This is a genomic window from Mycolicibacterium sp. XJ2546 (assembly GCF_053483195.1).
This window is the reverse complement of the sequence record NZ_JBEFRW010000002.1, coordinates 46,145-71,334: the sequence shown is the minus strand read 5'-3', so window position 1 is coordinate 71,334 and position 25,190 is coordinate 46,145. Positions and strand designations below refer to the sequence as shown.

The 25,190-nt window shown below is 66.5% G+C and carries 21 protein-coding genes; 6 read left to right on the top strand and 15 right to left on the bottom strand.

Annotation, left to right across the window (positions count from 1 at the left end; genetic code table 11):
* Window positions 1-111: 111 nt before the first annotated feature.
* The 6 genes from fusA to ABQE44_RS03815 form a co-directional block, all read right to left on the bottom strand.
* On the bottom strand, window positions 112-2,217 hold the full coding sequence (gene fusA, locus ABQE44_RS03840) for an elongation factor G (RefSeq protein ID WP_448392745.1): 2,106 nt from the start codon (window positions 2,215-2,217) through the stop codon (window positions 112-114).
* 88 nt (window positions 2,218-2,305) lie between these two features.
* Window positions 2,306-2,776 (bottom strand): 30S ribosomal protein S7, encoded by a 471-nt coding sequence (gene rpsG / locus ABQE44_RS03835; protein ID WP_448392744.1) that lies wholly within the window; start codon window positions 2,774-2,776, stop codon window positions 2,306-2,308.
* Window positions 2,776-3,150, bottom strand: a complete 375-nt coding sequence (gene rpsL / locus ABQE44_RS03830; RefSeq protein WP_448392743.1) for a 30S ribosomal protein S12 — start codon at window positions 3,148-3,150, stop codon at window positions 2,776-2,778. Before rpsL ends, rpsG begins: the two co-directional genes overlap by 1 nt.
* Before the next feature lie 289 nt (window positions 3,151-3,439).
* Window positions 3,440-4,048: a TetR/AcrR family transcriptional regulator gene (locus ABQE44_RS03825; protein WP_448392742.1), complete on the bottom strand. Its 609-nt coding sequence runs from the start codon at window positions 4,046-4,048 to the stop codon at window positions 3,440-3,442.
* Between the two features lie 82 nt (window positions 4,049-4,130).
* Window positions 4,131-4,652: a DUF3558 domain-containing protein gene (locus tag ABQE44_RS03820; protein WP_448392741.1), complete on the bottom strand. Its 522-nt coding sequence runs from the start codon at window positions 4,650-4,652 to the stop codon at window positions 4,131-4,133.
* 2 nt (window positions 4,653-4,654) lie between these two features.
* Window positions 4,655-5,188 carry a DUF3558 domain-containing protein gene (locus tag ABQE44_RS03815; RefSeq protein ID WP_448392740.1) on the bottom strand — a complete coding sequence of 178 codons (534 nt, stop codon included), beginning with the start codon at window positions 5,186-5,188 and terminating at the stop codon, window positions 4,655-4,657.
* Window positions 5,189-5,276: 88 nt separating this feature from the next.
* Here ABQE44_RS03815 and ABQE44_RS03810 point away from each other — a divergent pair, with 88 nt between their 5' ends.
* Window positions 5,277-5,651: a DUF3060 domain-containing protein gene (locus tag ABQE44_RS03810; RefSeq protein WP_448392739.1), complete on the top strand. Its 375-nt coding sequence runs from the start codon at window positions 5,277-5,279 to the stop codon at window positions 5,649-5,651.
* Entirely contained in the window at window positions 5,648-6,049 is a 402-nt protein-coding gene (locus ABQE44_RS03805) for a DUF3060 domain-containing protein (RefSeq protein WP_448392738.1), read from the top strand. Before ABQE44_RS03810 ends, ABQE44_RS03805 begins: the two co-directional genes overlap by 4 nt.
* Before the next feature lie 10 nt (window positions 6,050-6,059).
* Here ABQE44_RS03805 and ABQE44_RS03800 read toward each other — a convergent pair whose 3' ends face one another.
* The 7 genes from ABQE44_RS03800 to ABQE44_RS03770 are packed head-to-tail and all read right to left on the bottom strand — an operon-like array spanning window position 6,060 to window position 13,409.
* Window positions 6,060-6,824 (bottom strand): crotonase/enoyl-CoA hydratase family protein, encoded by a 765-nt coding sequence (locus tag ABQE44_RS03800; RefSeq protein ID WP_448428394.1) that lies wholly within the window; start codon window positions 6,822-6,824, stop codon window positions 6,060-6,062.
* Window positions 6,821-7,558, bottom strand: coding sequence for a PaaX family transcriptional regulator C-terminal domain-containing protein (locus tag ABQE44_RS03795; RefSeq protein ID WP_448428392.1), 738 nt, complete (start codon window positions 7,556-7,558; stop codon window positions 6,821-6,823). The genes ABQE44_RS03800 and ABQE44_RS03795 overlap by 4 nt, the downstream gene beginning before the upstream one ends.
* A 20-nt stretch (window positions 7,559-7,578) precedes the next feature.
* Entirely contained in the window at window positions 7,579-8,517 is a 939-nt protein-coding gene (locus tag ABQE44_RS03790; RefSeq protein ID WP_448428390.1) for a crotonase/enoyl-CoA hydratase family protein, read from the bottom strand.
* Window positions 8,514-10,142: an acyl-CoA dehydrogenase family protein gene (locus ABQE44_RS03785; RefSeq protein WP_448392734.1), complete on the bottom strand. Its 1,629-nt coding sequence runs from the start codon at window positions 10,140-10,142 to the stop codon at window positions 8,514-8,516. Before ABQE44_RS03785 ends, ABQE44_RS03790 begins: the two co-directional genes overlap by 4 nt.
* A gap of 58 nt (window positions 10,143-10,200) precedes the next feature.
* Entirely contained in the window at window positions 10,201-11,409 is a 1,209-nt protein-coding gene (locus tag ABQE44_RS03780; RefSeq protein WP_448428388.1) for a cation:proton antiporter domain-containing protein, read from the bottom strand.
* 1 nt (window position 11,410) lies between these two features.
* On the bottom strand, window positions 11,411-12,598 hold the full coding sequence (locus tag ABQE44_RS03775; protein ID WP_448428385.1) for a phosphatase PAP2 family protein: 1,188 nt from the start codon (window positions 12,596-12,598) through the stop codon (window positions 11,411-11,413).
* A gap of 55 nt (window positions 12,599-12,653) precedes the next feature.
* A complete protein-coding gene (locus ABQE44_RS03770) occupies window positions 12,654-13,409 on the bottom strand; it encodes a deoxyribonuclease IV (protein WP_448392731.1) in 756 nt (251 codons plus the stop codon).
* Window positions 13,410-13,684: 275 nt separating this feature from the next.
* On the opposite strand from ABQE44_RS03770, the gene ABQE44_RS03765 reads away from it, so the two are divergent.
* Genes ABQE44_RS03765 through ABQE44_RS03750 form a run of 4 tightly spaced genes read left to right on the top strand, consistent with a single transcriptional unit; the run spans window position 13,685 to window position 17,128 of the window.
* A complete protein-coding gene (locus ABQE44_RS03765) occupies window positions 13,685-14,311 on the top strand; it encodes a TetR/AcrR family transcriptional regulator (protein WP_448428383.1) in 627 nt (208 codons plus the stop codon).
* Window positions 14,308-15,744 (top strand): FAD-dependent oxidoreductase, encoded by a 1,437-nt coding sequence (locus ABQE44_RS03760; RefSeq protein ID WP_448428381.1) that lies wholly within the window; start codon window positions 14,308-14,310, stop codon window positions 15,742-15,744. The genes ABQE44_RS03765 and ABQE44_RS03760 overlap by 4 nt, the downstream gene beginning before the upstream one ends.
* Window positions 15,745-15,792: 48 nt before the next feature.
* On the top strand, window positions 15,793-16,176 hold the full coding sequence (locus ABQE44_RS03755) for a PNPOx family protein (RefSeq protein ID WP_448392728.1): 384 nt from the start codon (window positions 15,793-15,795) through the stop codon (window positions 16,174-16,176).
* Window positions 16,133-17,128 carry a YihY/virulence factor BrkB family protein gene (locus tag ABQE44_RS03750; protein ID WP_448428379.1) on the top strand — a complete coding sequence of 332 codons (996 nt, stop codon included), beginning with the start codon at window positions 16,133-16,135 and terminating at the stop codon, window positions 17,126-17,128. Before ABQE44_RS03755 ends, ABQE44_RS03750 begins: the two co-directional genes overlap by 44 nt.
* 127 nt (window positions 17,129-17,255) lie before the next feature.
* Here ABQE44_RS03750 and ABQE44_RS03745 read toward each other — a convergent pair whose 3' ends face one another.
* Complete coding sequence (locus ABQE44_RS03745) at window positions 17,256-21,218, bottom strand: DNA-directed RNA polymerase subunit beta' (RefSeq protein WP_448428377.1); 3,963 nt, start codon at window positions 21,216-21,218, stop codon at window positions 17,256-17,258.
* A 97-nt stretch (window positions 21,219-21,315) separates the two neighbouring features.
* Entirely contained in the window at window positions 21,316-24,819 is a 3,504-nt protein-coding gene (gene rpoB / locus ABQE44_RS03740; RefSeq protein WP_448392725.1) for a DNA-directed RNA polymerase subunit beta, read from the bottom strand.
* Window positions 24,820-25,190: the final 371 nt, after the last annotated feature.

Sequence of the window (25,190 nt, the reverse complement as noted above, 5' to 3'; positions counted from 1 at the left end):
CAAACCGGCGGGTCAGAATCTACTGACCCGTCGCCTTCGCGCCATTCATGGCTCGGCTCCGGCCCAGCTCCGAGCTCCCACCTTGGCCGGGCCTCCGGCCGCCGCAGATTCTCACTGACCCGTCGCCTTCGCGATGATCTCCTTCGACACGTTGGCCGGAACCTCGGCATACGAGTCGAACACCATGGAGTAGTTCGCCCGGCCCTGGGTCTTCGACCGAAGGTCGCCGACATAGCCGAACATCTCCGACAGCGGAACATGCGCCTTTACGACACGAGCACCGCTCCGCTCCTCCATGGCCTGGATCTGACCACGGCGGGAGTTCAGGTCACCGATCACTTCACCCATATAGTCCTCGGGTGTGGTCACTTCGACCGCCATGATCGGCTCGAGGATCACCGGCTGAGCAGCCTGCGCCGCCTTCTTCAGCGCCTGTGAACCTGCAACTTTGAACGCCATCTCCGACGAGTCCACCTCGTGGTAGGCGCCGTCGAGCAGGGTGAGCTTCAAGTTCACCAGCGGGTAGCCGGCCAGCACGCCGTACTGCATGGCGTCCTGGGCGCCGGCGTCCACCGACGGGATGTACTCCCGCGGGATCCGGCCGCCGGTGACCTTGTTCTCGAACTCGTAGGTCGCCCCGTCCTCGCCGGTGAACGGCTCGATCGTGATGATGACCTTCGCGAACTGACCGGAGCCACCCGTCTGCTTCTTGTGGGTGAACTCGACGCTTTCGACCTTGCGCTTGATGGTCTCGCGGTAGGCCACCTGCGGCTTGCCGACGTTGGCCTCGACCTTGAATTCCCGCTTCATCCGGTCGACCAGGATGTCGAGGTGCAGCTCGCCCATGCCGCCGATGACGGTCTGGCCGGTCTCCTGATCCAGGTGCACCTTGAACGTCGGATCCTCTTCGGCGAGCTTCTGGATCGCCGTGCCGAGCTTCTCCTGGTCGCTCTTGGTCTTGGGCTCGATCGCCACCTCGATCACCGGATCCGGGAACGTCATCGACTCCAGCACCACCTGCTGGTTCGCGTCGCTCAGGGTGTCACCGGTGGTGGTGTCCTTCAGCCCGATCACCGCGTAGATATGCCCAGCCGAGGCCCGGTCAACCGGGTTCTCCTTGTTGGCGTGCATCTGGAACAGCTTGCCCAGCCGCTCCTTCTTGCCCTTGGTCGCGTTGATCACCTGCGAGCCGGACTCCACCGTGCCGGAGTACACCCGCACGTAGGTCAGCTTGCCGAAGAACGGGTGCACGGCGATCTTGAACGCCAGCGCCGAGAACGGCTCGTCCACCGAGGGCTTGCGGAGGATCTCTTCGTCCTCCTTGCCGGGGACGTGTCCGCGCACCGACTCGACGTCCAGCGGCGACGGCAGATAGTCGATGACCGCGTCCAGCATCGGCTGCACGCCCTTGTTCTTGAACGCGCTGCCGCACAGCACCGGGTAGACCTCGCTGGCCACCGTCAGCTTGCGGATGCCGCCCTTGATCTCCTCGAGGGTCAACTCTTCGCCACCGAGGTACTTCTCCAGCAGTTCCTCGTCGGCTTCGGCGACCGCCTCGACCAGCTCATTGCGGTACTGCTCGGCCTTCTCGGTCAGATCGGCCGGGATGTCGACGACCTCGTAGGTCTCGCCGAGCTTGGTCTCACCGCGCCAGACCTTGGCGCGCATCTCGACCAGGTCGACGATGCCTTCGAAGTCGGCCTCGGCGCCGATCGGCAGCTGGATCACCAACGGCTTGGCGCCGAGGCGGTCCTTGATGGTCTGCACGGTGAAGTAGAAGTCCGCACCGATCTTGTCCATCTTGTTGACGAAGCAGATGCGCGGCACGTCGTATTTGTCGGCCTGACGCCAGACCTGCTCGGACTGCGGCTCGACACCTTCCTTGCCGTCGAAGACGGCGACGGCACCGTCGAGCACGCGCAGGGAGCGCTCCACCTCGACGGTGAAGTCGACGTGGCCGGGAGTGTCGATGATATTGATCTGGTTGTCGTTCCAGAAGCACGTCACGGCCGCGGAGGTGATGGTGATCCCCCGCTCCTGCTCCTGCTCCATCCAGTCGGTGGTCGAAGCGCCGTCGTGCGTCTCACCGATCTTGTAGTTGACGCCGGTGTAGTACAGGATGCGCTCGGTCGTCGTGGTCTTACCGGCATCGATGTGCGCCATGATGCCGATATTGCGGACCTTGTTCAGGTCGGTCAGCACGTCCTTCTGTGCCATGCATTCCCTCCGGGAACTAAAACGGACTGAAGTCTGTCGTTGTCTTAAGTGCTCGCTGCGCTCGCGCGCCAAAGCGGAGCTTTGGCGCTCACCAGCGGTAGTGCGCGAAGGCGCGGTTCGCCTCGGCCATCTTGTGGGTGTCCTCACGCCGTTTGACGGAGGCTCCGAGGCCATTGCTGGCGTCGAGGATCTCGTTCGCCAGACGCTCGACCATGGTCTTCTCCCGGCGCTGCCGCGAGAAGCTCACCAGCCAGCGCAGGGCCAACGTGGTGGACCGGTCGGGACGCACCTCGACGGGCACCTGGTAGGTCGCACCGCCGACGCGGCGGCTACGGACCTCGAGTGCGGGTTTGACGTTGTCGAGAGCGCGTTTGAGGGTGATGACCGGATCGGTGCCGGTCTTGTCCCTGGCCTGTTCGAGCGCACCATAGACAATGCGCTCGGCCAACGATTTCTTCCCTCGGACGAGAACTTTGTTCACCAGTTGGGTGACCAGCTGTGAGCCGTAGACCGGATCGTTCACCAACGGACGCTTGGGCGCGGGTCCCTTCCGCGGCATCAGCTCTTCTCCTTCTTGGCGCCGTAGCGACTGCGTGCCTGCTTGCGGTTCTTCACACCCTGGGTGTCGAGCGAACCGCGGATGATTTTGTAGCGCACACCCGGCAGGTCCTTCACACGACCACCACGCACCAGCACCATCGAGTGCTCCTGCAGGTTGTGGCCCTCACCCGGGATGTAAGCGGTGACCTCAACCTGCGTGGTCAGCTTGACGCGCGCGACCTTCCGAAGCGCCGAGTTCGGCTTCTTCGGGGTGGTGGTGTACACGCGGGTGCACACGCCACGGCGCTGCGGGCTGCCCTTGAGGGCCGCAACTCGCACCTTGCTCGGCTTGTCACGGCGGCCTTTGCGGACCAGCTGCTGAATGGTTGGCATCTACCGGCTTTCTGTGTTCTCTGCTGTTGTTAAGTCTGTGTACTGCTGTTATGCCCCGCTCACGTACCCCGCGACCGGGTGTGTCGCGCGCGTCCGCCGTGACAATTCAAGGCATTGCCTAATTCTCAGGGCATGGCGACGCGCGAATTTGCCCAGCGTGCAGGCATGCCTGCGGAAACTTCCAGCCGCAAGCGCCTTATCTGCCAGGCACGATCGTCCACAATACCAGGGCAGCCCGCGCCGAAACAAACTCGTCCGACGGCCCCTTCGTGCAGGTCAACAGACTAGCTCAGCGCCGTTCCATACCTGAAGCCAGCCGCATCACCATGTCGGTGAACACCGCGTCGGTGTCGATGCCGTCCATCGCCCCGGTCATCTCCAGCAGCACGAAACCGTGCATCGCCGACCAGAACTCCAGCGCTGCATAGAACGCATCCTCGCCGCCCAACCCGTAGGAGGCCAGCACGTCGATCACCGGCGCGGCGGCCGCCCTGGTGGCCGCGGTGAACTCGGGGTCGTCGCCGCCCAGCGGCATCCGGGTGAACGCCGAGTACCGGCCCGGGTGGTGGTGGGCGTAGCTGCGGTAGACGCTGGCCATCACCATCACCGCGTCGTCGCGGGTGCGGCCCTGTCCGGCGGTGTTGAGCATCTCGATGATGTCGCCGACGACCCGCATCCGCACGGTTCGGCGCAGGTCGTCCAGGCTGTGCACGTGGTTGTAGAGCGACGGGCCCTTGGTGCCGAGCTGCTGGGCTAAGGCGTTGATGGTCAACGCATCCCAGCCTTCGCGGTCAAGGAACGTCAGGGCGGCGTTGACGATGGAATCGCGGCTCAGCCTGGCAGGTCGGCGTCCCGTTGGGCGGGCCGGTGGAGCGTGCGGCTCCGGCTCGGCTGCCATGCGGTTCTCCTAGGTCGACGCGGAACCCCGAAAAAGGGGCAGCGCCAAACTAACACCTCTAGTTTTCACTGGTCGGTGCAACTCAGTTCACCCGCTCTTGGCTCAGGTGTGCCAGTTGTTCGGTGACCGCGCACAGGTCGGGCAGCACTGCCGGGTTCATCGTCTGGACCGACCACGTGATGACGTCACCGCCCTTGGCCACGTAGATGCTGCACGCATTGCCGTCGTAGGCCTTGAAGCCCTTGTTGTCATCGACCGACAGTTCCTCGATGGTGCGGCCGGCCCGCTGTTCCAGCGACCGCTCGGTGTCCATGTCGCTGCCGCGGTACCACCACGTCGAGATGCCCATGCCGGCGCCGACGCTGCCGAACACCGTGTTCTCCTGCCAGAAGCAGCCGGCGTCGCTGACCACGGTTCTGGTGAACATCGCCGGGCCGACGGCGTGGCCGATGTCGGCGTCGGTGATGCCGTTGCAGTCGACGCTGTGAAAGCCGCTTTCTGACCCGGTGGCCGTGGCTGTCGGCGCCGCCGGCGGGTCATCCGCCCCGCAGCCGGCCAGCAGGACCGCCGCTGCCACCAGCACGCCCCGCAGTCCCCCACGCATGGTCACATCTCCGACTGCAGGGTCGCCGACAGCAGCTTTGCGGCGCCGACGCACGGGTCGCCGCTGGCCTCGTCGCGCAGTTGAACCCACCAGCTCAGCACCCCGGCGCCGGCGGCGGCGGTCGCCGAACAGGCCGCGCCGGTGACGTCGCGTCGGGACACGAACGCCGGGCGCCGTTCGATGACGGTGTCGGTGATCTCGGCCTCACGCTGGTCGGCCAGCGCCCGTTCGCGGTCCAGGCTGCCGGATTCGAACCAGGAGAACGTGACATCGATCACGGCGCCGCCGCGCATCAACACGTATTGGCAGACGGCGCCGCTGTAGGGGCGCACGACGGAATCGGCGTCCAGGATCTGCTGCACGGTGTCGTCGGCGAGCAGACCGCAGCGGTCGTTGACGTAGCCGTAGTTGCGGTCGGAATCGGGCACGCCAAGTCGGGCCCGCTGCGCGGTCCCGCTAACGGTCGAAGAGCAACTTGCAACGGTCATCGCCGCCGTGACCGCTACGACAGCAACCTGATTGACACGCCAACGCATCGCATCTCACGCTACCCAGCGCCGACGCCGATGGCGACTCGTGCGAACCGCCGTCGTTCACACCGCACGCCACGTACGCTTACCGACCATGATGTCGACTGTTGTGGCCAGGACACTGACGGCGAGCCTGCTCGCGGTGCCCGCGCTGATCGTGGCAGCGCCCGCGGCGTCCGCGGAGCACGGCGACACCCACGTGACGGGTCTGGGCGTCACGCAGACCATCGACTGCAACGACGCCACGTTGTTCGTCAACGGCGCCAACAACCGGATCACCGCGTTGGGATCCTGCCTTGCGGTGACGGTTCAGGGCAGCTCGAACTTCGTGGTGGCCGACAACATCGTCAATGACGTGACCGTGTACGGCTGGGATCAGACCGTGCTGTACAAGAACGGCTCCCCGATCGTGTGGGACCGCGGGCGAGAGCTGGGCATGACCAACCACGTCGATCGGCTGGTCGCATGAGCATCCGCCTGTTCGCCACCGCAGCAGCCGTGTCGGCTGCCGTCGTGCTCGCCGGCTGCGGTTCGGAAAGCGCCGACACCAACACGCCGACCGCGACCGCGGGCACCTCGGGCGCTCAAGTCGAGGTCGGTAACACGATCAACTACGGTTCGTTCGGCACAACGGCCGACATCGACTGCGCCGACGGTAAATCGCTGAACATCGGCGGCTCGAACAACACGTTGACCGTCAAGGGCACCTGCGCGAACGTCAACATCGGCGGCGCGGACAACAAGATCACGTTCGAGCGGATCGACAAGGAACTCAGCGTCGTCGGGCTCAACAACACCGTCACCTACAGCGACGGCGACCCGAAGATCAACGACACCGGCCGCGACAACCGGATCAACAAGGCCTGACGCCTCTTTTCTACGCGTCGGCCCCGTGCCGTCCGGCGCCTGCGGCGAACCGCGCGGCGCCTTCCAGCGATTCCGCGGCGACGCGCGACATGCTGCCGAACTCGAAGTCCATCGCCTCGGCTTCGGGCATGCCCCACTGGTTCAGCATCGAGAGCCGGTCGGCGCGCATGCACTGCTGCGGCAGCTTGGCCAGTTCGGCGGCGAGTTCCTCGGCCCGTTGCCGCGCTTCGCCTTTGGGCACCACGCGGTTGGCCAGGCCCATCGCCAGGGCTTCGGTGGCGTCGACGGCGCGGCCGGTCAGGATCAGGTCCATCGCGCGGCTGTGGCCGATCAGGCGCGGTAACCGCACGGTGCCGCCGTCGATCAGCGGCACACCCCAGCGTCGGCAGAACACGCCCATCACCGCGTCGTCCTCCATCACCCGCAGGTCACACCACAGGGCCAGCTCGAGCCCGCCCGCGACGGCGTACCCGCTGATCGCGGCGATCACCGGTTTGGACAACACCATCCGGCTCGGGCCCATCGGACCTGGGCCGGTGCGGTGCACCGGGTTGGAGTCCGGGGTGCCGAACGCCTTGAGATCGGCTCCCGCACAGAATGTTCCGTTGTCACCGCACAACACCGCGACGGCTGCGGAGTCGTCGCGGTCGAACGCGTCGAAGGCCTCGTGCAGCTGGGCGGCCGCTGGCCCGTTGACGGCGTTGCGCGCCTCGGGCCGGTTCATGATGACCGTCGTCACCGCGCCGTCGCGTTCGACCCGGACTCCACCGCTCATGTCGCCTCCATCAGTTGTTCACGTCGCGTGAGCGACAATCCAGTACTGTCGCGCCGCGAACTCAATTCCGCGGCGAAGTTCGTGTAGGCCGCGCGCAGCGCCGCACCGGGCCAGCCCTCGGGCAGCAACTCGGCGGGCAGCACGGGATCGGTCAGCAGATGCCGCACGATGCCGGCCGCCGCGACGAACCGGCCGGGAATGTCTGTGGCCCTGTCGATTTCGTCGAGCAGCTGATAGCCCACTGCGGCCCAGCCCGACAGGTCCCACAGCTGTGCGGCGAGGGCGACCGGGTCGTCGTCGCGGGCCCGCAACACCCGCACACGGTCCAGCACGTCGGCCGGTGAAGCCATGTCGAGATTGTCCGGCCGCAGCCACACCCCTTCGCGTAGTTCGGCGAACCTGTTGTGCTGCAGTGCGGTCCGCAGACACGCGCGGGTGCGGGCGTCGATGCCGACGCTGGTGATCACCAGCGTCGTCCAGTCGCCGTTCCACTCGCGCAGTCGTGGGTTCAGCGCGTCGTCCTGGCGGCGCTGCCGGGCCAGCAGCCGCTCGGACAACCGGTAGCCCTCCGGGGCACGCACCAGGTCTTTCGCGCTGACCATCCGGGTCAACGCGACCCGTATCGTCGACTCTTTGATGCCGAAATCGGCGGTGAGACCGATCAGTTCACTTGCGGTGGCGCAGGCCGGATGCGCGCCGAGCAGGACGCTCAGCACGACGGAGCGGGCCGTCATCCGCGAAAGCTTCGGCATCGTTAGACGTCCGATGCCTTCCGGCCGTGATCGCCGAACGGTTCGTCGCGTTGGCGCACGGCCTCACGGAAGCCGTGTTCGCGCGACTGCGCAACGAACGCGTGCCCCTCGGGGGTGTGCCGTGCGATGCCGTCGAACACGGTCGAGATCATGGCGCTGTTGGCGGTGCCCTGGTGGTAGAGGGCGGAGTTCATCGCCAGCTTGACCATGATGAGCTGGTTGATCGGCACGGCGGCGATCCGTTCGACCAGGCGCTCGGTGCGTTCGTCGAGATCTTCGGCCGAGGGCGCCTCGACCGCGAGCCCCCATTCGGCGGCCTGCGCGCCGGTGATCGAATCACCGGTCAGCAGCAGCCGTTTGGCGCGCTGGTCGCCGAGCCGGTGCGCCCACATCCCGGCCGCAGGCACCCCCCACACCCGGGTCGGCGGATAACCGATCTTGGCGTCGGCCGCCGCGATCACTTGGTCGGCGTGCAGCGCGATGTCGGTGCCGCCGGCCACGCAGTAGCCGTGGACCTTGACCACGGTGGGCTTGTCGGCGTGCATCAGGCTGGAGAAGCCGCGTACGAACCGGCTCATCATCTGGTAGTCGATCATCGGGTCCCACGGTTGATCGGGCAGGTGGTTGACCGCCTGCGTCTTACCCGACAGCACGGTGTCGCGGTAGGGGCTGCCGCCACCCGCCGACGAGGAGCCCTCGGCGTATGCCGAAAGGTCGAAGCCCGCGCAAAACCCTTCGCCCCGACCGGAAACCAGGATGACGTGCACGTTGGGGTCGAGGTCGGCGCGCTCTACCAGCGCCGACAATTCCAGCGGGGTGTCGGCGACGATCGCGTTGCCCTTCTCGGGCCGGTTGAACGTGATGCGGGCGACGCGACCCGTCACCTCGTAGGTCATCGTCTTCAGGTTGTCGAAGTCGACGGGCCTGATCGCGTGGGTCATCCCTTGACCAGCGCCCGCTCGAGGATCGGCGCGAGATCCAGTCCGGTAGGCAGGGTTCCGAACGCGCCGCCCCACGCACCGCCCATACGCGTCGCCAGGAACGCCTCGGCGACGGCGGGGTGGCCGTGTCGCACCAGCAGCGAGCCCTGCAGCGCCAGGCTGATGTCCTCGGCGACCTTGCGGCCCCGGTATTGGATGGTCTCGAGGTCAGACAGCGCGGGCCGCAGCGTTTCGACGTGTGCGTCCAGCCGCGGATCGTTGCCTGCGGTGGTGGCCAGTTCGTCGAACAGCACGTCGATGCACTCCGGGCGAGTTGCCATGGCGCGCAGCGTATCCAGCGCGCTGACGTTGCCTGATCCTTCCCAAATGCCCATCAGCGGCGCCTCGCGGTACAGCCGCGGCATACCGGAGTCCTCGACGTAGCCGTTGCCGCCCAGACACTCCATCGCCTCGGCGGCGTGCGGGGTGGCGCGCTTGCAGACCCAGTACTTGGCGGCGGCCAGGCCGATGCGGCGCAGCAGCGTCTCGCGCTCGTCGCCGCGCACCGCGGCGTCGGTGGCGCCGGCCATGCGCATCGCGAGAATCGTTGCGGCTTCGGCCTCCACGGCCAGGTCGGCCAGCACGTTACGCATCAGCGGTTGGTCGATCAGGTATTCGCCGAACGCCTTTCGGTGCTGCGCGTGGTGGATGGCGCGGGTCAACCCGTTGCGCATGCTAGTCGCGCTGCCCAGGGTGCAGTCCAGCCGGGTGAGGTTGACCATCTCGATGATGGTCTTCACGCCGCGACCCTCCTCGCCGACCAGCCACGCGATCGCGCCGTCGTACTCGACCTCGCTGGACGCGTTGGCGTGGTTGCCGAGCTTGTCCTTCAGGCGCTGCAGGTGCATCCGGTTGCGGCTGCCGTCGGGCAGGATCCGCGGCAACATCAAACAACTGAGCCCGCCGGGCGCCTGCGCGAGCACCAGGAAGATGTCGCACATCGGCGCGGAGGTGAACCACTTGTGCCCGCGCAATGAGTAGCTGCCGTCGCCGTTGGGGGTGGCCTGGGTGGTGCCCACCCGCACGTCGGAGCCGCCCTGCTTCTCGGTCATCGACATGCCCGCGGTGATGCCGGCCTTGGTGGTCGGCACCTTGAGCTCGGGGTCGTACGTCCGGCTGGTCAGCAGTGGTTCGTAGACCGCGGCCAGTTCGGGGTTGTGGCGCAGTGCCGGCACGACGGCATACGTCATCGAGATCGGGCAGATGTGGCCGGGTTCGGGCGTCCACACCGATGTCTTGGCGGCCCGCACGACGTGTGAGCCGGTGCGGTCGTCGGCCCACGGCGCGGCGTGCAGCCCGTGCCCGATCGCCACCGTCATCAGCTCGTGGTAGGCGGGGTCGTACTCGACCTCGTCGACGCGGTGCCCGTAGCGGTCGTGGGTGTGCAGGATCGGCTGGTTGCGGTCGGCCAGCTCACCCCAGCGCTGCGCCTGCCTGGAGGAGCTCAGCGCACCAACCTCGAAGACCTCGTCCAGGCCCCACTCACCGCCTTCGCGGATCAGCGCCTCGGTGAGTACTGGCGACGTGGCCGGGTTGTAGTTCTGCAGGGGTGGGACCTGGTTGGTGACGACGTGCGTGTCTGGCATACCACCACTATTACACTTTCTCGACAACTGCACAATGCATGTAATGTGTCGGGAAGGGTTACGTCTTTCGCGCGGCCGAGACATAGAGAGCGCGGCCGGGGGCTCCGCTCAGCCCGAAGGCGATCGTGCTCATCACCAACACGAGGTACCCGGCGGCCAGCACCGTTTCGTTCACGCCCGCGCGTTCGGATTCCAACGTCAGATAGAAGAGCGCAGAGACGCCCACTGGGCCGAACCAGCCCAGGTAGAGCGCGTCGCGGACGCGCAGCCGCAACGGACGTTGCAGCACCAACAGGATGGGGATGCGTCGCAGCAGCAGCACGCCTACCGCCAAAAGCACTGCGGGCCAACCGAGTTCGAACCAGGCCTGCCACGGCAGGGTGATCCCGACCAGGACGAATAGTGGCATCACCGCGAACCGGTTAATCGCCTCGTCGATCGACACCTCCATTGCCCGTTCCCGGCCGCTGCCCACCGCGTTGAAGACAAGACCACCGACGAAGACCGCGAGAACGCCATCGGTGTGCGCGAGCCCCGCCGCCCCGAGAATCCCGAGCGCAAGTACCACCGTGAAGAACAACGCCGGCGCGGCGTCGGTCGCGCCGTATTCGTCGCCCCACCTGAGCGCTTTGCCGCCGGCCCACCCGATGGCGGCGCCGATCACGACCGCCCCGAACACCTGCCACAGTGACTCCCGGATCGCGGCACCGACGCCCATTCCGCCGGCAACAGCGACGGCGACCAGAACGAGCGGCAACGCCAACCCGTCGTTGGCGCCGGACTCCAGCGACAGCATCTGGCGGTTGCGCGCCGGAAGGTCCCGTTCGGCGTCATCGCCGGTCACCACCGTCGAGGCCAGCACCGGGTCGGTGGGACATAGCGCGGCGCCCAGCAGGGCCGCCAGCGCGACGGGGATCGACAGCACGAGCCACCCCAAGGCGGCCGTCACGACCGCCATCACCGGCATCGCCACCAACAGCAGCACCGTCACCGGGCGCCACATGCGCCGGATATCGCTGATCGGATACCGCAGCGCCACGGCCATCACCGACACCGCCAACAGGATCCGGCTCGTCTGGTGCAGCAACGACTGCTCTTCGGTGACGAGCGGAATGCGCACCACGTCGAGCACCTGCGGCCCGATCAGCACTCCGGCGGCCAGGCCCAGCAGGGGCTCGGAGATGGGTAGTCGACGCATCTTGGCCGACAGCGCCGCGACGACGACGCCCAGCACACCGACGACGGTGAGCAGGACGTCCGTTCCCACGTCAGCGGCTGTCGAGTTCGGCGACGACGTCGCGGCGGCGCGGCTCGGGATCCACCACAGGCTCGGGTTCAACTGCGGGCTCGGCGGGTCGGCCGTATAGCGGGACCATCTCGACCGAACGTTCCGCCGAGCGCAACGCCCTCCCCCGTCGCCACGCCTCGTAACGGTGGAGAAGGACGATGATCGCGGCGGCCAGCGCCCAGCCGAGCAGGATGTCGATGACGTAGTGCTCGGCGGTGTACACCAGCGTGAAGGCCATCAGCAGCACATAGGCCACCAGCAGTGGACGCCACGCTCCGTGCACGCGACGCCACAGGAAGGCCGCGACGGCCGCGGTCATGCCCGCGTGCAGGGACGGTATCGCCGCCACCAGGTTGACGCTGGCTTGGCCCGCGTCGAGCAGCGCGCTGGCGGTGTGCATGTTCAGGTTGCCCCAGCCGCGGCCGACAATCCGCTCGATCCACTGGTTCGCCCCGTCCTGGCTCGTTTGCATCGCGCCGAGGACACCGCCGTCGGGCACGCCGCGCGCCGAGCCGAACATGCAACGCGCGTAGGCCGGTCCGCCTTCGACGTCGGCGGGAGCGCACCGGGCTGCTGCCCACGGCGGCGCGGCCGGCACCACGGCGTAGATGGCCAGGCCCACGAAGTTCAGGCCGACGAACAGGCGAACAAACGCCTTCCACTCCGCACGGTCACGCAGCCACAGCACCCCGGCCACCACGTACGGCAGGATGAAGAACGACATGTAGACGCAGCTCAGAACCACTTCCCACCACGGCGGATGCCCCTGTTTGAGCTGCTCCTGAAGCCACACGGTCGGTACGGTGCCGAAGAACAGCCAACGATCGGCGTCGACGGGCCACTCCCACAGCGTCGGTCGCCCGATCATGTCCGCGGCGCCCCTGCTCAGGTCGTAGGCGATCAGGATCAACGCGAACGGCAGCCAGTCGCGGATGACATAGAACATGCGGCGGACCTGACCGATGCTCGCGGCCAGCAGACCGGTGGCGATGTAGAGCAGCACCAGCTCACGGTTGAACGCAAAACCGTCGGTGACCGTGCGATATAGAACGACCGCAGCCCATATCGCAACCGCGATCCAGCGCGCATATTTGAGTCGGCGTTCCCGCGTCTGGTTCGCCTCTGGGGCACGCTGCGACGCAATTGACGACTGGTCAACCGCAGACACTCCGTTGAATCTAGTTCACCGGACCGTTACCGCGGGTTCGACTGGGGTTCGGTTATCAGGTCGTGACGTGTTCGCGCAGAAAGGCGATGTCGTCTTTGCGGCCTTCGTCTGCGGTTTCGCAGATGACGGGGGCGCCGGCGGCCTGCACCACCGCGACCAGCAGTTGCGGGTCGATCTTGCCGGTGCCGAAGTTGGCGTGGCGGTCGGCGCCGGATCCCGCCGCGTCTCTGGAGTCGTTACAGTGCACCAGGTCGATGCGCCCGGTGATGGCCTTGATCCGGTCGACGGCGTCGATCAGCTTCTCCCCCGCGGCCCAGGCGTGGCAGGTGTCGAGGCAGAAGCCGATGCCCTTGTCGCCGATGTGGTCCCACAGCCGGGCGATGGTGTCGAAGTGGCGGGCCATCGCGTGGTCGCCGCCTGCGGTGTTCTCGAGGTAGACGGGCACGTCGGTTTCGAGGTAGTCGAGTGCCTTGACCCAGCGTTCGAAGCCGGCTTCCCAGTCTTTGTCGTCGGCGTGACCGCCGTGCACGATGACGGCCGTCGCGTTGATCTCCGACGCCGCGTCGCAGGTGTCCTGCAGGATCTTGCGCGACGGGATGCGCACCCGGTTGTTGGCCGACGCGACGTTGATCAGGTACGGCGCGTGGACGTAGAGCGGGACGCTGGACACCTTGAGGACCTCGGCGTCCTCGCGCGGCTTGGGTTTCTTCCAGCTCTGCGGGTTGCCGAGGAAGAACTGCACCGCGTCGGCGCCGTCAGCCTGCGCGGCGGCCAGGGGGTCGTCACCGTGGACGTGCGAACCGATGAGCACGACGCCAGTCTAGGTGGGCGGTCCGACAGACGGCCGCGTGTCACGGCCAACGGCCGGGCGGGTTCGCCGGCCTGGTAGCAGGTTCCGATATCAGTGCTAGGGGCGAGATTGCAGCCAGGGCTGCTGACGAGGACCAACAGCCCTGAGCGCATTCTCGGCCGTAGCAACAAATTCCGTTGGTGACGCCAACGGCGGGAGGCGCACCTTGCCTGCCGGCGCCCGCCCGCGCTATCGTCGAACCGTACCGTTCGGTTCGGCTCCGCGGGAGGTTCGGGATGGCCCAGGACGACATCAAGGTCCAACAGATCAGGGCGGCCGCGCACACGTTGTTCCTCAAACACGGCTTCGCCGGCGTGAGCACCGCGGCGTTGGCCAAAGCGGCCGGGGTCTCCAAGGAGACGCTGTACTCCCGCTACCCCAACAAGGACGCCGTGCTCGCCGATGTGCTGGAGCACCTCATCGCGCTCGGCCAGCTCGACGCCGACGTGGACATCCCCGCACCGGCCAGCATCGCCGACCTGCGCGACGCACTGCGGTCGCTCGCGACCGAACTCGGTGAGCAGCTCATCACGCGCGACTACATCGAACTGGTACGCATCGTGATCGCCGAGACCCCGCGACTGCCGCACGTCGGCGAAATCTTCCGACAGTCGGTGCCGCGGCGGGCCTTTCAGCTGACCGGCGCGCTGCTCACTGCGGGCAAGGACGCCGGCCTGATCGGTGACATCGACGTCTTGACAGCGGCGCGAATGTTCCTGGGTCCGCTGGTTTTACACACGCTGATCAACGTGTTGCTGGTGGCTCCCAGCGAGGACTCGGCTGTGCAGCCCATCGACGTCGATAGCCACGTGGACCTGCTACTCGCGGCGATCACTTCGCCAGACTTCAAGGAGAACTCATGAACTCCGATGTACTCGTCGTCGGTGCCGGCCCGACGGGCCTGACGATGGCGGCCGAACTGGCCCGTCGCGGTGTCAAGGTGCGCGTCATCGACGCCGCCGCTACCCCGACCACCGAGACCAGATCCCTTGGCGTGCAACCCAGAACCCTCGAGCTGTTCGAGCGCCTCGACTTGACCGACGCCGCGGTGGCAGCGGGAACGCGCGTCACTGACTTCAAGGTGTTCAGCGAAGGTAAACAGTTCCTGCACCTGAACGTGGACGGCTTGGACAGCCCGTACCCGTATCTGCTGATGCTGCAGCAGCCACGCGTCGAATCGCTGCTGCGGCAGCGCCTCGACAGCCTCGGCGTCTGCGTCGAGCACAGCACCGAGCTCACCGCGCTGAGTCAGAATTCCAGTGCGGTGCAAGCGACGCTGCGACACGGCGACGGAACCACGGAGACGACGCGGACGTCGTGGTTGATCGGCTGCGACGGCGCCCACAGCACGGTGCGCCACCAGCTCGGCGTGCAGTTCGTCGGCGCCGCGTTCGAGGAGAACTTCGCGGTGGCCGACGTCCGCATGGACTGGGCGCTGCCGCACGACGTGTTTCACGCGTTCCTCAACCGCGGAAACTTCGCCGCCTACTTCCCGATGCCCGGTGGACTGCACCGGCTCACCATCGCCTACCGCCCCGGCGAGACCCCGACCGGCGACGTGACCTACGACGAACTCCAAGCCGCCGTCGACCGCGGCGCACCTCCGGGCGCGCGCATCGCAGAAATCCACTACGCGGGTCGCTTCCAAATCAACCAGCGCAAGGTCGCCCGCCATTCGGTGGGCCGGGTCTTCCTCGCCGGCGACGCAGCACATGTGCATTCCGTGGTCGGCGGCCAGGGCATGAACACCGGCATACAAGACGCGTTCAACCTGGGTTGGAAGCTCGCCGCGGTCGTCAACGGCCATGCCCACCGCCGGCTGCTGGATTCCTACGCCGACGAACGCTCTCCGGTCGCGCGGCGGTTGGTCAAGGGTACGCGGCGAGCGACACGGATGACATTGTTGCGCAATCCAATTGCTACGGCTGCGCGACGCCACATCGCCCCGCACATCACCCCGCGCCCGGCCCTGCAGCGTGTGTTGCGTCGCGCACTGACCCAGCTCGACGTGTCCTACCGCGACGGCAGCGGCGGCAGCAACGACGACCGCATCGCCGTCGGCGACCGGTTCCCCGACATCGGGCTGCTGCACCCAACGAAGTTCACGCTGCTGGTACACGGCACCGTACCGCCCCGGTTGGCCGACTACTCCGCGCTGGTCGACGTACGCCACGTTTCCGACGGTGTTGGGCTGACGCTGGTCCGGCCCGACGGCTACATCGCCGTGCTCGCCGACGACGCGGATGCGGTATCGGCCTATCTCGAAACGACCCTCGGACAACGGAGTTTCGTATGAAGGCGATCAGGATGCACGGCTACGGCGCCGAAGCGCACCGCGCTATCGGTGACCGAAACGCCGTCGGCGCCACGGTCCTGGTGCCGTACGAAGAGGAGTCACCGCGGCCGCAAATCGCAGCGCCTCTACCGGACCCCGCTGTGGGCGTTTCGGCGACAGGGCGGTTTCGTCATCGCCTTGACGTACGGCTTTGAGGCCGACTGGGTGCGCAATGTGCTGGCGGCCGACGGCTGCGAGATCGAGGCCCGCGGCCGTCGTTATCAGGTCGGGTCGCCGCGCGTCTACCACGACGAGAACGCCACGGATATGCCCGCGTTCATCCGCTTCATGCTGCATCGTGCGCGAATCCGGATAACCCGGGTTCGACGCGCGCCCCTAGGCTCGGAGCGTGGCATCTGGAAGCGACCGGGCACCGTTCTCGTCGTGGGCTGACACGGTCGCCTCCGCCCGTTCGACACTGCAACGACGCGCACTATCCAATCTGTCGCGTGCGCCCCGACCTGCGCGGCAGGCCGGCCGGCTGCTCGTCCGCACGGTCAACGACACACTGCGGGACCGGGTACCCGGGCTGGCCGCCGAGGTCGCGCTGTTCTCGCTGATCTCGCTGCCGTCGCTGCTGATTGCGGTGCTCGGCTCGCTGGGGTTCATCGCGGGAGCGCTCGGCCCGGAAGGCACTGAGCAACTGCACCGGCTGCTGCTGGAGGTGCCCAGCTCCTTTCTCGCCGAACGAACCTTCGAGTCATACCGTCGCGTGGTCGAGGCCGGGCTTGCCCAGTCGCGCGGAAGCGTGATCTCCATCGGCATCCTGCTCAGCCTGTGGACGGGCTCGCGGGCGGTGAACCGGTACCTGGAGACGATCACCATCGCCTACGGGGTCGAGCCCCGGCCCGCATGGCGGCGACGGCTGCTGGCGATGGGGCTGACCATCGCCGGGCTCCTCGGTGCCGTGGCGATCCTGCCGCCGCTCGTCCTGGGACCCGACCTCGTGGCGTGGGTGACGCCCGACCCGTTGACCGACAGCACGTTGCGCACATTGGATCTGCTGTTCTGGCCGGGGGTGGCGCTGCTGATCCTGGTCGGGCTGGTCACGCTGTATCACTTCGGTGTGCCGTGGCGAACCCCTTGGCGCCGCGACATACCCGGGGCGGTGCTGGCGATGGTCCTGTGGCTGGTGGCCTCGGCAGGCCTGCGCGCCTATCTGGCGGTCAGTGCGCGCGACGACGCGGTCTACAGTCAGCTCGCCGTGCCGATCGCCGTTGTCCTGTGGCTCTATATCACGGCTTTCGCGGTGTTGCTCGGCGCGGAGTTCAACGCCGAGATCGAAAAGATGTGGCCGCACGACAAGCATCCGTGGCGGCTGCGCCGACGCCGAAAGGCAAATTAGCCCGCCGAGTGTGGGCGCGCGTCACGCGAAACCGGCTCGGGGCGTGCGGGTAACCCACGTTCGCGCCCCCTGCCGCCGAAGCAACGAAAACCCCCGGGGCGAACCCCGGGGGTTTTCGCGTCAACAACTACCGGTAGTCGCTGTAGCCGTAGTCGTCCAACGGCACCGCCGCACCGGTGGCCTGGCCGAAGTCCGGGCTGTAGTACTGATCCTCGTAGGACGGGATCGTGTACGCAGCGGCACGGGCCTCTTCGGTCGGCTGCACCTGGATGTTGCGGTAACGGTTGATACCCGTACCGGCCGGGATCAGCTTGCCGATGATCACGTTCTCCTTCAGACCCATCAGCTTGTCGCTGCGGCAGTTGATCGCCGCATCGGTCAGCACGCGAGTGGTCTCCTGGAACGACGCCGCCGACAGCCACGAATCGGTGGCCAGCGACGCCTTGGTGATACCCATCAGCACCGGACGACCGGCCGCGGGCTCGCCGCCCTCGGCGACCACCCGACGGTTCTCGGACTCGAACTCGGACCGCTCGGTGAGCGAGCCGGGCAGGAACTCCGTCGCACCCGAATCGATGATCGTCACGCGCCGCAGCATCTGCCGGACGATCACCTCGATGTGCTTGTCGTGGATCGACACGCCCTGAGCACGGTAGACCTCCTGGACCTCCTTGACGAGGTGGATCTGCACCTCGCGCGGGCCCTGGACGCGCAGCACCTCGTGCGGATCGGCGGAGCCTTCCATCAGCTGCTGGCCCACCTCGACGTGGTCGCCGTCGGCGAGCAGCCGCTCGGTGCCGTCCTCGTGCCTGAACACCTTCAGGCGCTGACGACGAGACAGCTTGTCGTACACCACTTCTTCGCCGCCATCGTCGGGAATGATGGTGATCTTGTAGAAGCGCTCGCCCTCCTCGAGCTGCACCCGACCCGAGACGTCGGCGATGGGCGCTTTGTCTCGCGGGATGCGCGCCTCGAACAGCTCCTGCACGCGTGGCAGACCACCGGTGATATCGCTACCGCCGGTGACGCCGCCCTGGTGGAACGTACGCATGGTCAGCTGCGTGCCGGGCTCGCCGATGGACTGCGCGGCGACGATGCCGACGGCCTCGCCGATGTCGACGAGCTTGCCCGTCGCCATCGAACGGCCGTAGCACTTGGCGCACACGCCGGTGCCGGTGGCGCAGGTCAGCACGGAGCGGACCTTCACCTCGGTGATACCCGCGGCCAGCAGTGCCTCGATGGCCGGGTCGCCCAGGTCGTGGCCGCGCTCGACGACCACGTTGCCCTTGGCGTCGACGGCGTCGGTGGCCAGCGTCCGTGCGTAGGCCGACGTCTCGATGTGCTGATCGCGCACCAAGTCCGCATCCTTGCCGCTGCCCTGCAGTTCGGCCAGCGTGACGTTGATGCCACGCTCGGTCTCGCAGTCGGTCTCGCGAACGATGACGTCTTGGCTCACGTCCACCAGACGGCGGGTCAGGTAACCCGAGTCGGCGGTGCGAAGCGCGGTGTCCGCCAGACCCTTTCGGGCGCCGTGGGTGTTGATGAAGTACTCCAGCACCGTCAGGCCCTCACGGAACGAGGACTTGATCGGACGCGGGATGAACTCACCCTTCGGGTTGGTCACCAGACCCTTCATGCCGGCCAGCGTGCGGGTCTGGGTGAAGTTACCCGTGGCGCCGGAGTCGACGATCAGGATGATCGGGTTGTCCGACGGGTAGTGGCTACGCAGCGCCTCACCCACCTCTTCGGTGGCGGTCTGCCAGATCTTGACCAGCTCGCCGTTGCGCTCCTCGTGGTTGAGCTTGCCGCGCTGGTACTGCTTTTCGATCCCGTCGGCTTCCTTCTCGTAGCGCTCGAGGATCTCCTGCTTCTCCGGCGGCACCAGCACGTCGGCCATCGACACGGTGACACCCGAGCGGGTGGCCCAGTAGAAGCCGGCGTCCTTGAGCTTGTCGACGGTCTGCGCCACCACGATCATCGGGTACCGCTCGGCGAGATCGTTGACGATGCGGGCCTGCACCTTCTTGTGCATCTGCTCGTTGACGAACGGATATTGCACCGGCAGAAGCTCGTTGAACATCACCCGGCCCAGCGTCGTATCGGCCGTCCAGGCATCGCCCGGATTCCAGCCGTCGGGAAACAGTTCGGCCTCGATATCGGCGGGCGGACGCAGCTGCGTCAACCGCACCCGGATCTTGGCGCGCACCGACAGCGCACCGCGGTCCATCGCCATGATGGCCTCGGCGGGTGAGCTGTACACACCCGACTCCGGGGAATCCTTGGCGGCAGGCGTGTATTCGCCGGCCTCGCCGTCGATCATCGTGGTCAGGTAGTACAACCCGGTCACCATGTCCAGACGCGGCATGGCCAGCGGGCGGCCCGACGCCGGCGACAGGATGTTGTTCGAGGACAGCATCAGGATGCGAGCCTCGGCCTGCGCCTCCGCCGACAGCGGAAGGTGCACGGCCATCTGGTCGCCGTCGAAGTCGGCGTTGAAAGCCTCACACACCAGCGGGTGCAGCTGAATCGCCTTGCCCTCCACCAGCTGTGGCTCGAACGCCTGGATGCCGAGGCGGTGCAGCGTCGGTGCGCGGTTCAGCAGCACCGGATGCTCGCCGATCACCTCTTCGAGCACATCCCACACCTGCGGACGCTGACGCTCCACCATCCGCTTGGCGCTCTTGATGTTCTGCGCGTGGTTCAGGTCGACCAGACGCTTCATCACGAACGGCTTGAACAGCTCGAGTGCCATCAGCTTGGGCAGACCGCACTGGTGCAGCTTGAGCTGCGGGCCGACCACGATGACCGAACGGCCCGAGTAGTCGACGCGCTTGCCGAGCAGGTTCTGACGGAACCGACCCTGCTTACCCTTCAACAGGTCCGACAGCGACTTCAGCGGGCGGTTACCCGGCCCGGTGACCGGACGTCCGCGCCGGCCGTTGTCGAACAGCGCGTCTACCGACTCCTGAAGCATGCGCTTCTCGTTGTTGACGATGATCTCGGGCGCACCCAGGTCGATCAGCCTCTTGAGCCGGTTGTTGCGGTTGATTACGCGGCGGTACAGGTCGTTGAGGTCCGACGTGGCGAACCGGCCACCGTCGAGCTGCACCATCGGGCGCAGCTCCGGCGGGATCACCGGAACCGCGTCGAGCACCATGCCCATCGGCGAGTTGCTCGACTGCTGGAACGCCGCGACCACCTTGAGCCGCTTGAGCGCACGAAGCTTCTTCTGCCCCTTGCCACTGCGAATCGTCTCGCGCAGCGAATCGGCCTCGGCCTCGATGTCGAAGTTCTCGATCAGCCGCTTGATGGCCTCCGCACCCATCGCGCCGGTGAAGTACTCGCCGTAGCGGTCCTGCAGCTCGCGGTAGAGCAGCTCGTCGACGATCAGCTGCTTGGGCGCCAGCTTGGTGAAGGTGGTCCAAATCTCCTCGAGCCGGTCCAGCTCACGCTGGGCGCGGTCGCGAAGCTGACGCATCTCGCGCTCGCCGCCGTCGCGCACCTTGCGGCGCACGTCGGCCTTGGCGCCTTCGGCCTCCAGCTCGGCCAGGTCGGCCTCGAGCTTCTGCGCACGGGCCTCCAGATCCGAATCACGCTGGTCCTCAACGGCCTTGCGCTCCACGGCCATTTCGGCCTCGAGCGTCGACAGCTCGTTGTGGCGCATCTCGTCGTCGACCTCGGTGATGACGTAGGCCGCGAAGTAGATGATCTTCTCGAGATCCTTGGGCGCCAGGTCGAGCAGATAGCCGAGCCGCGACGGCACACCCTTGAAGTACCAGATGTGGGTGACCGGTGCGGCCAGCTCGATGTGGCCCATCCGCTCACGACGCACCTTGGCGCGGGTCACCTCGACGCCGCAGCGCTCACAGATGATGCCCTTGAAGCGGACCCGCTTGTACTTACCGCAGTAGCACTCCCAGTCCCGAGTCGGTCCGAAGATCTTCTCGCAGAACAGGCCGTCCTTCTCCGGCTTCAGCGTGCGGTAGTTGATGGTCTCCGGCTTCTTGACTTCACCGTAGGACCAATTCCGGATGTCCTCCGCAGTGGCAAGGCCAATCCGGAGCTCATCGAAGAAGTTGACGTCTAACACGTAACTCCCTTTCCCCTTGCGGGTTTAGAAACTAACTAACTAGTGCCCGCGGCGGTGCCGCGACTGTGCTCAATGCTCTTCGCGCAAGCGCTCATCGCTAAGCCAAGTCCTCGACAGAGGCAGATTCGTTGCGCGACAGGTTGATTCCCAGGTTCGCCGCAGCGCGCTCCAGGTCCTCGTCGTCGCCGTCACGCATCTCGATCGCCGCACCGTCACTGGAGAGCACCTCGACGTTGAGGCACAGCGACTGCAGTTCCTTGAGCAGAACCTTGAACGACTCCGGAATGCCCGGCTCGGGGATGTTCTCGCCCTTGACGATCGCCTCGTACACCTTGACCCGGCCGACGGTGTCGTCGGACTTGATGGTCAACAGCTCCTGCAGCGTGTACGCCGCGCCGTAGGCCTGCATGGCCCAACATTCCATCTCGCCGAACCGCTGACCGCCGAACTGCGCCTTACCGCCCAGCGGCTGCTGGGTGATCATCGAGTACGGCCCGGTGGAACGCGCGTGAATCTTGTCGTCCACCAAGTGGTGCAGCTTGAGGATGTACATATAGCCAACCGTCACCGGGTACGGGAACGGTTCACCGGAGCGCCCGTCGTACAGCATCGCCTTGCCGTCGGAGTCGACCAGCTTCTCGCCGTCGCGGTTGGGCAGCGTCGAGGCCAGCAGGCCCAGCAGCTCGTCACCGGTGGCGCCGTCGAACACCGGGGTCGAGACGATGGTGTTCGGCTCGGCCTCCATCAGATCGTCGGGCAACTGGTCGGCCCAGTCCGGCTTACCTTCGACCTTCCAGCCGCTGTGCGCGGCCCAGCCCAGATGGGTCTCCAGGATCTGGCCGATGTTCATCCGTCGCGGCACACCGTGGGTGTTGAGGATGATGTCCACCGGCGTGCCATCGGGCAGGAACGGCATGTCCTCGACGGGCAGGATCTTGCCGATGACGCCCTTGTTGCCGTGGCGTCCGGCGAGCTTGTCGCCGTCGGAGATCTTGCGCTTCTGCGCGACGTAGACGCGCACCAACTCGTTGACGCCGGCGGGCAGCTCATCGTCGTCCTCGCGGGAGAACACGCGGATCCCGATGACCTTGCCGGACTCACCGTGCGGCACCTTGAGCGACGTGTCGCGGACCTCGCGGGCCTTCTCACCGAAGATCGCGCGGAGCAACCGCTCCTCCGGGGTCAGCTCGGTTTCACCCTTCGGGGTGACCTTGCCGACCAGGATGTCGCCGTCGCGGACCTCGGCGCCGATGCGGACGATGCCGCGCTCGTCGAGGTCGGCCAGCACCTCATCGGAGACGTTCGGGATGTCCCGGGTGATCTCCTCGGCGCCCAGCTTGGTGTCGCGGGCGTCGATCTCGTGCTCCTCGATGTGGATCGAGGTGAGCACGTCCTCTTCGACCAGGCGGTTGGAGAGGATGATCGCGTCCTCATAGTTGTGGCCCTCCCACGGCATGACGGCGACGAGCAGGTTCTTGCCCAGCGCCATCTCACCGTTCTCGGTGCACGGCCCGTCCGCGATCACCTGGCCGGCCTCCACCCGGACGCCGGCGTCGACGATCGGGCGCTGGTTGGCGCAGGTGCCGTGGTTGGACCGGGCGAACTTACGCATCCGGTAGGTGTGCCGGGTGCCGTCGTCGGCCATCACCGTGATGTAGTCGGCGGAGACCTCCTCGATCACGCCGGCCTTGTCGGCGACGACGACGTCACCGGCGTCGATCGCGGCGCGCAGTTCCATGCCGGTACCGACCAACGGGGCCTCGCTGCGCACCAGCGGAACCGCCTGGCGCTGCATGTTGGCACCCATCAGGGCGCGGTTGGCGTCGTCGTGCTCGAGGAACGGGATCATCGCCGTCGCGACCGACACCATCTGGCGCGGTGAGACGTCCATGTAGTCGACCCCGCTCGACGAGATCTGCTCGACCTCGCCGCCCTTACGACGGACCAGCACCCGCTCCTCGAGGAAGCGACCCTTGTCGTCGATCGGCGAGTTGGCCTGCGCCACGACGTGGCGGTCCTCCTCGTCGGCGGTCAGGTACTCGATCTCGTCGGTGACGATGCCGTCGCGCACCTTGCGGTACGGCGTCTCGATGAAGCCGAACGGGTTGACCCGCGCGTACACCGAAAGCGACCCGATCAGGCCGATGTTGGGACCCTCCGGCGTCTCGATCGGGCACATCCGGCCGTAGTGGCTGGGGTGCACGTCGCGGACCTCGAGGCCGGCGCGCTCACGGGACAGACCGCCGGGGCCCAGCGCCGAAAGGCGGCGCTTGTGGGTGAGCCCGGACAGCGGGTTGTTCTGGTCCATGAACTGCGACAGCTGGCTGGTGCCGAAGAACTCCTTGATCGCCGCCACGACGGGACGGATGTTGATCAGGGTCTGCGGCGTGATCGCCTCGACGTCCTGGGTCGTCATCCGCTCGCGCACGACGCGCTCCATGCGCGACAGGCCGACGCGGATCTGATTCTGGATGAGCTCGCCGACCGTGCGCAGACGACGGTTACCGAAGTGGTCGATGTCGTCGACCTCAACGGGCACCTCGGCGCCGCCGGGGACCGTCATCGTCTGATCGTTCTGGTGCAGGCGCACCAGGTACTCGATCGTGGCGACGATGTCCTCTTCGGTGAGCGTGGTCGTGGTGATCGGCTCACCGGGGTTCAGGCCCAGCTTCTTGTTGACCTTGTAGCGGCCGACGCGGGCCAGGTCGTAGCGCTTCTCCTTGAAGAACAGGTTCTCCAGCAGGGTCTGCGCGGATTCCTTGGTCGGCGGCTCGCCCGGACGCAGCTTGCGGTAAATGTCGAGCAGCGCCTCGTCGGTTCCGGCGGTGTTGTCCTTCTCCAGCGTCGACATCATGATCTCGGAGAAGCCGAACCGCTCGGTGATCTGCTCGCTGGTCCAGCCCAGTGCCTTGAGCAGCACGGTGACGGGCTGACGGCGCTTGCGGTCGATGCGCACGCCGACGGTGTCGCGCTTGTCGACGTCGAACTCCAGCCACGCGCCGCGGCCGGGGATCACCTTGACGCTGTGCAGCGTCTTCTCGGTGGACTTGTCGATCGTCTCGTCGAAGTACACGCCGGGCGAGCGGACCAGCTGGGACACCACGACACGCTCGGTGCCGTTGATGATGAAGGTGCCCTTCTCGGTCATCATCGGGAAGTCACCCATGAAGACCGTCTGGCTCTTGATCTCGCCGCTCTCGGCGTTCATGAACTCGGCCGTGACGAACAGCGGGGCCGCGTACGTCATGTCCTTGTCTTTGCACTCGTCCACCGACGCCTTGACGTCGTCGAAGCGCGGATCGGTGAACGTCAGCGACAAGTTGCCCGCAAAGTCCTCGATCGGCGAGAGCTCGGTGAGCACCTCTTCGAGGCCACCGACCGGGTTCACGTCGCCGCGGCCCTTGGCCTTTTCTTTCCACTCATCCGAGCCGATCAACCACTGGAACGACTCGGTCTGCACATCAAGAAGCCCCGGAACCTCGAGCGGTTCATGGAGCTTGGCAAAGGTAATTCGGTTGGGTGCTCCTGGGACGGAGTTATTGGGGTTAGCTACAGCTGTCTTGTTTGGGCGGGACCCTGCCAAGATGCATCCTTCCAGCACCTCATGCGACTATCTGGAAGACCGGTTGAGCCGGTTTTCCCGAACGGCCGCGATATCTGCATCGGTTCGGCTGGCCTCTCCAGGAACCACAGCCTCCCGAACAAGCGGCACGCGACTAGATCACCGAGCGGAGCTCAGGCTAGGACAGCGGTGTCAAGTGCGGGTTTAGGTGGGCAGGACGCAGCCAGCGCAACGTCCAACAATAGCGCAGGACGGCGCATTCCTCAACCACCGTGTGCGTAATCACAGGGGTCGCTGGCTGGCGTCATAAACCCTTGCACACATGCTGTCCAACAGACTGGCGCGTCGTGGCCTTTCCGTCAAGAGATAACGCGGTGTTTGGTGTGGAGTTTTGGGTTTCAAGCGTGCTG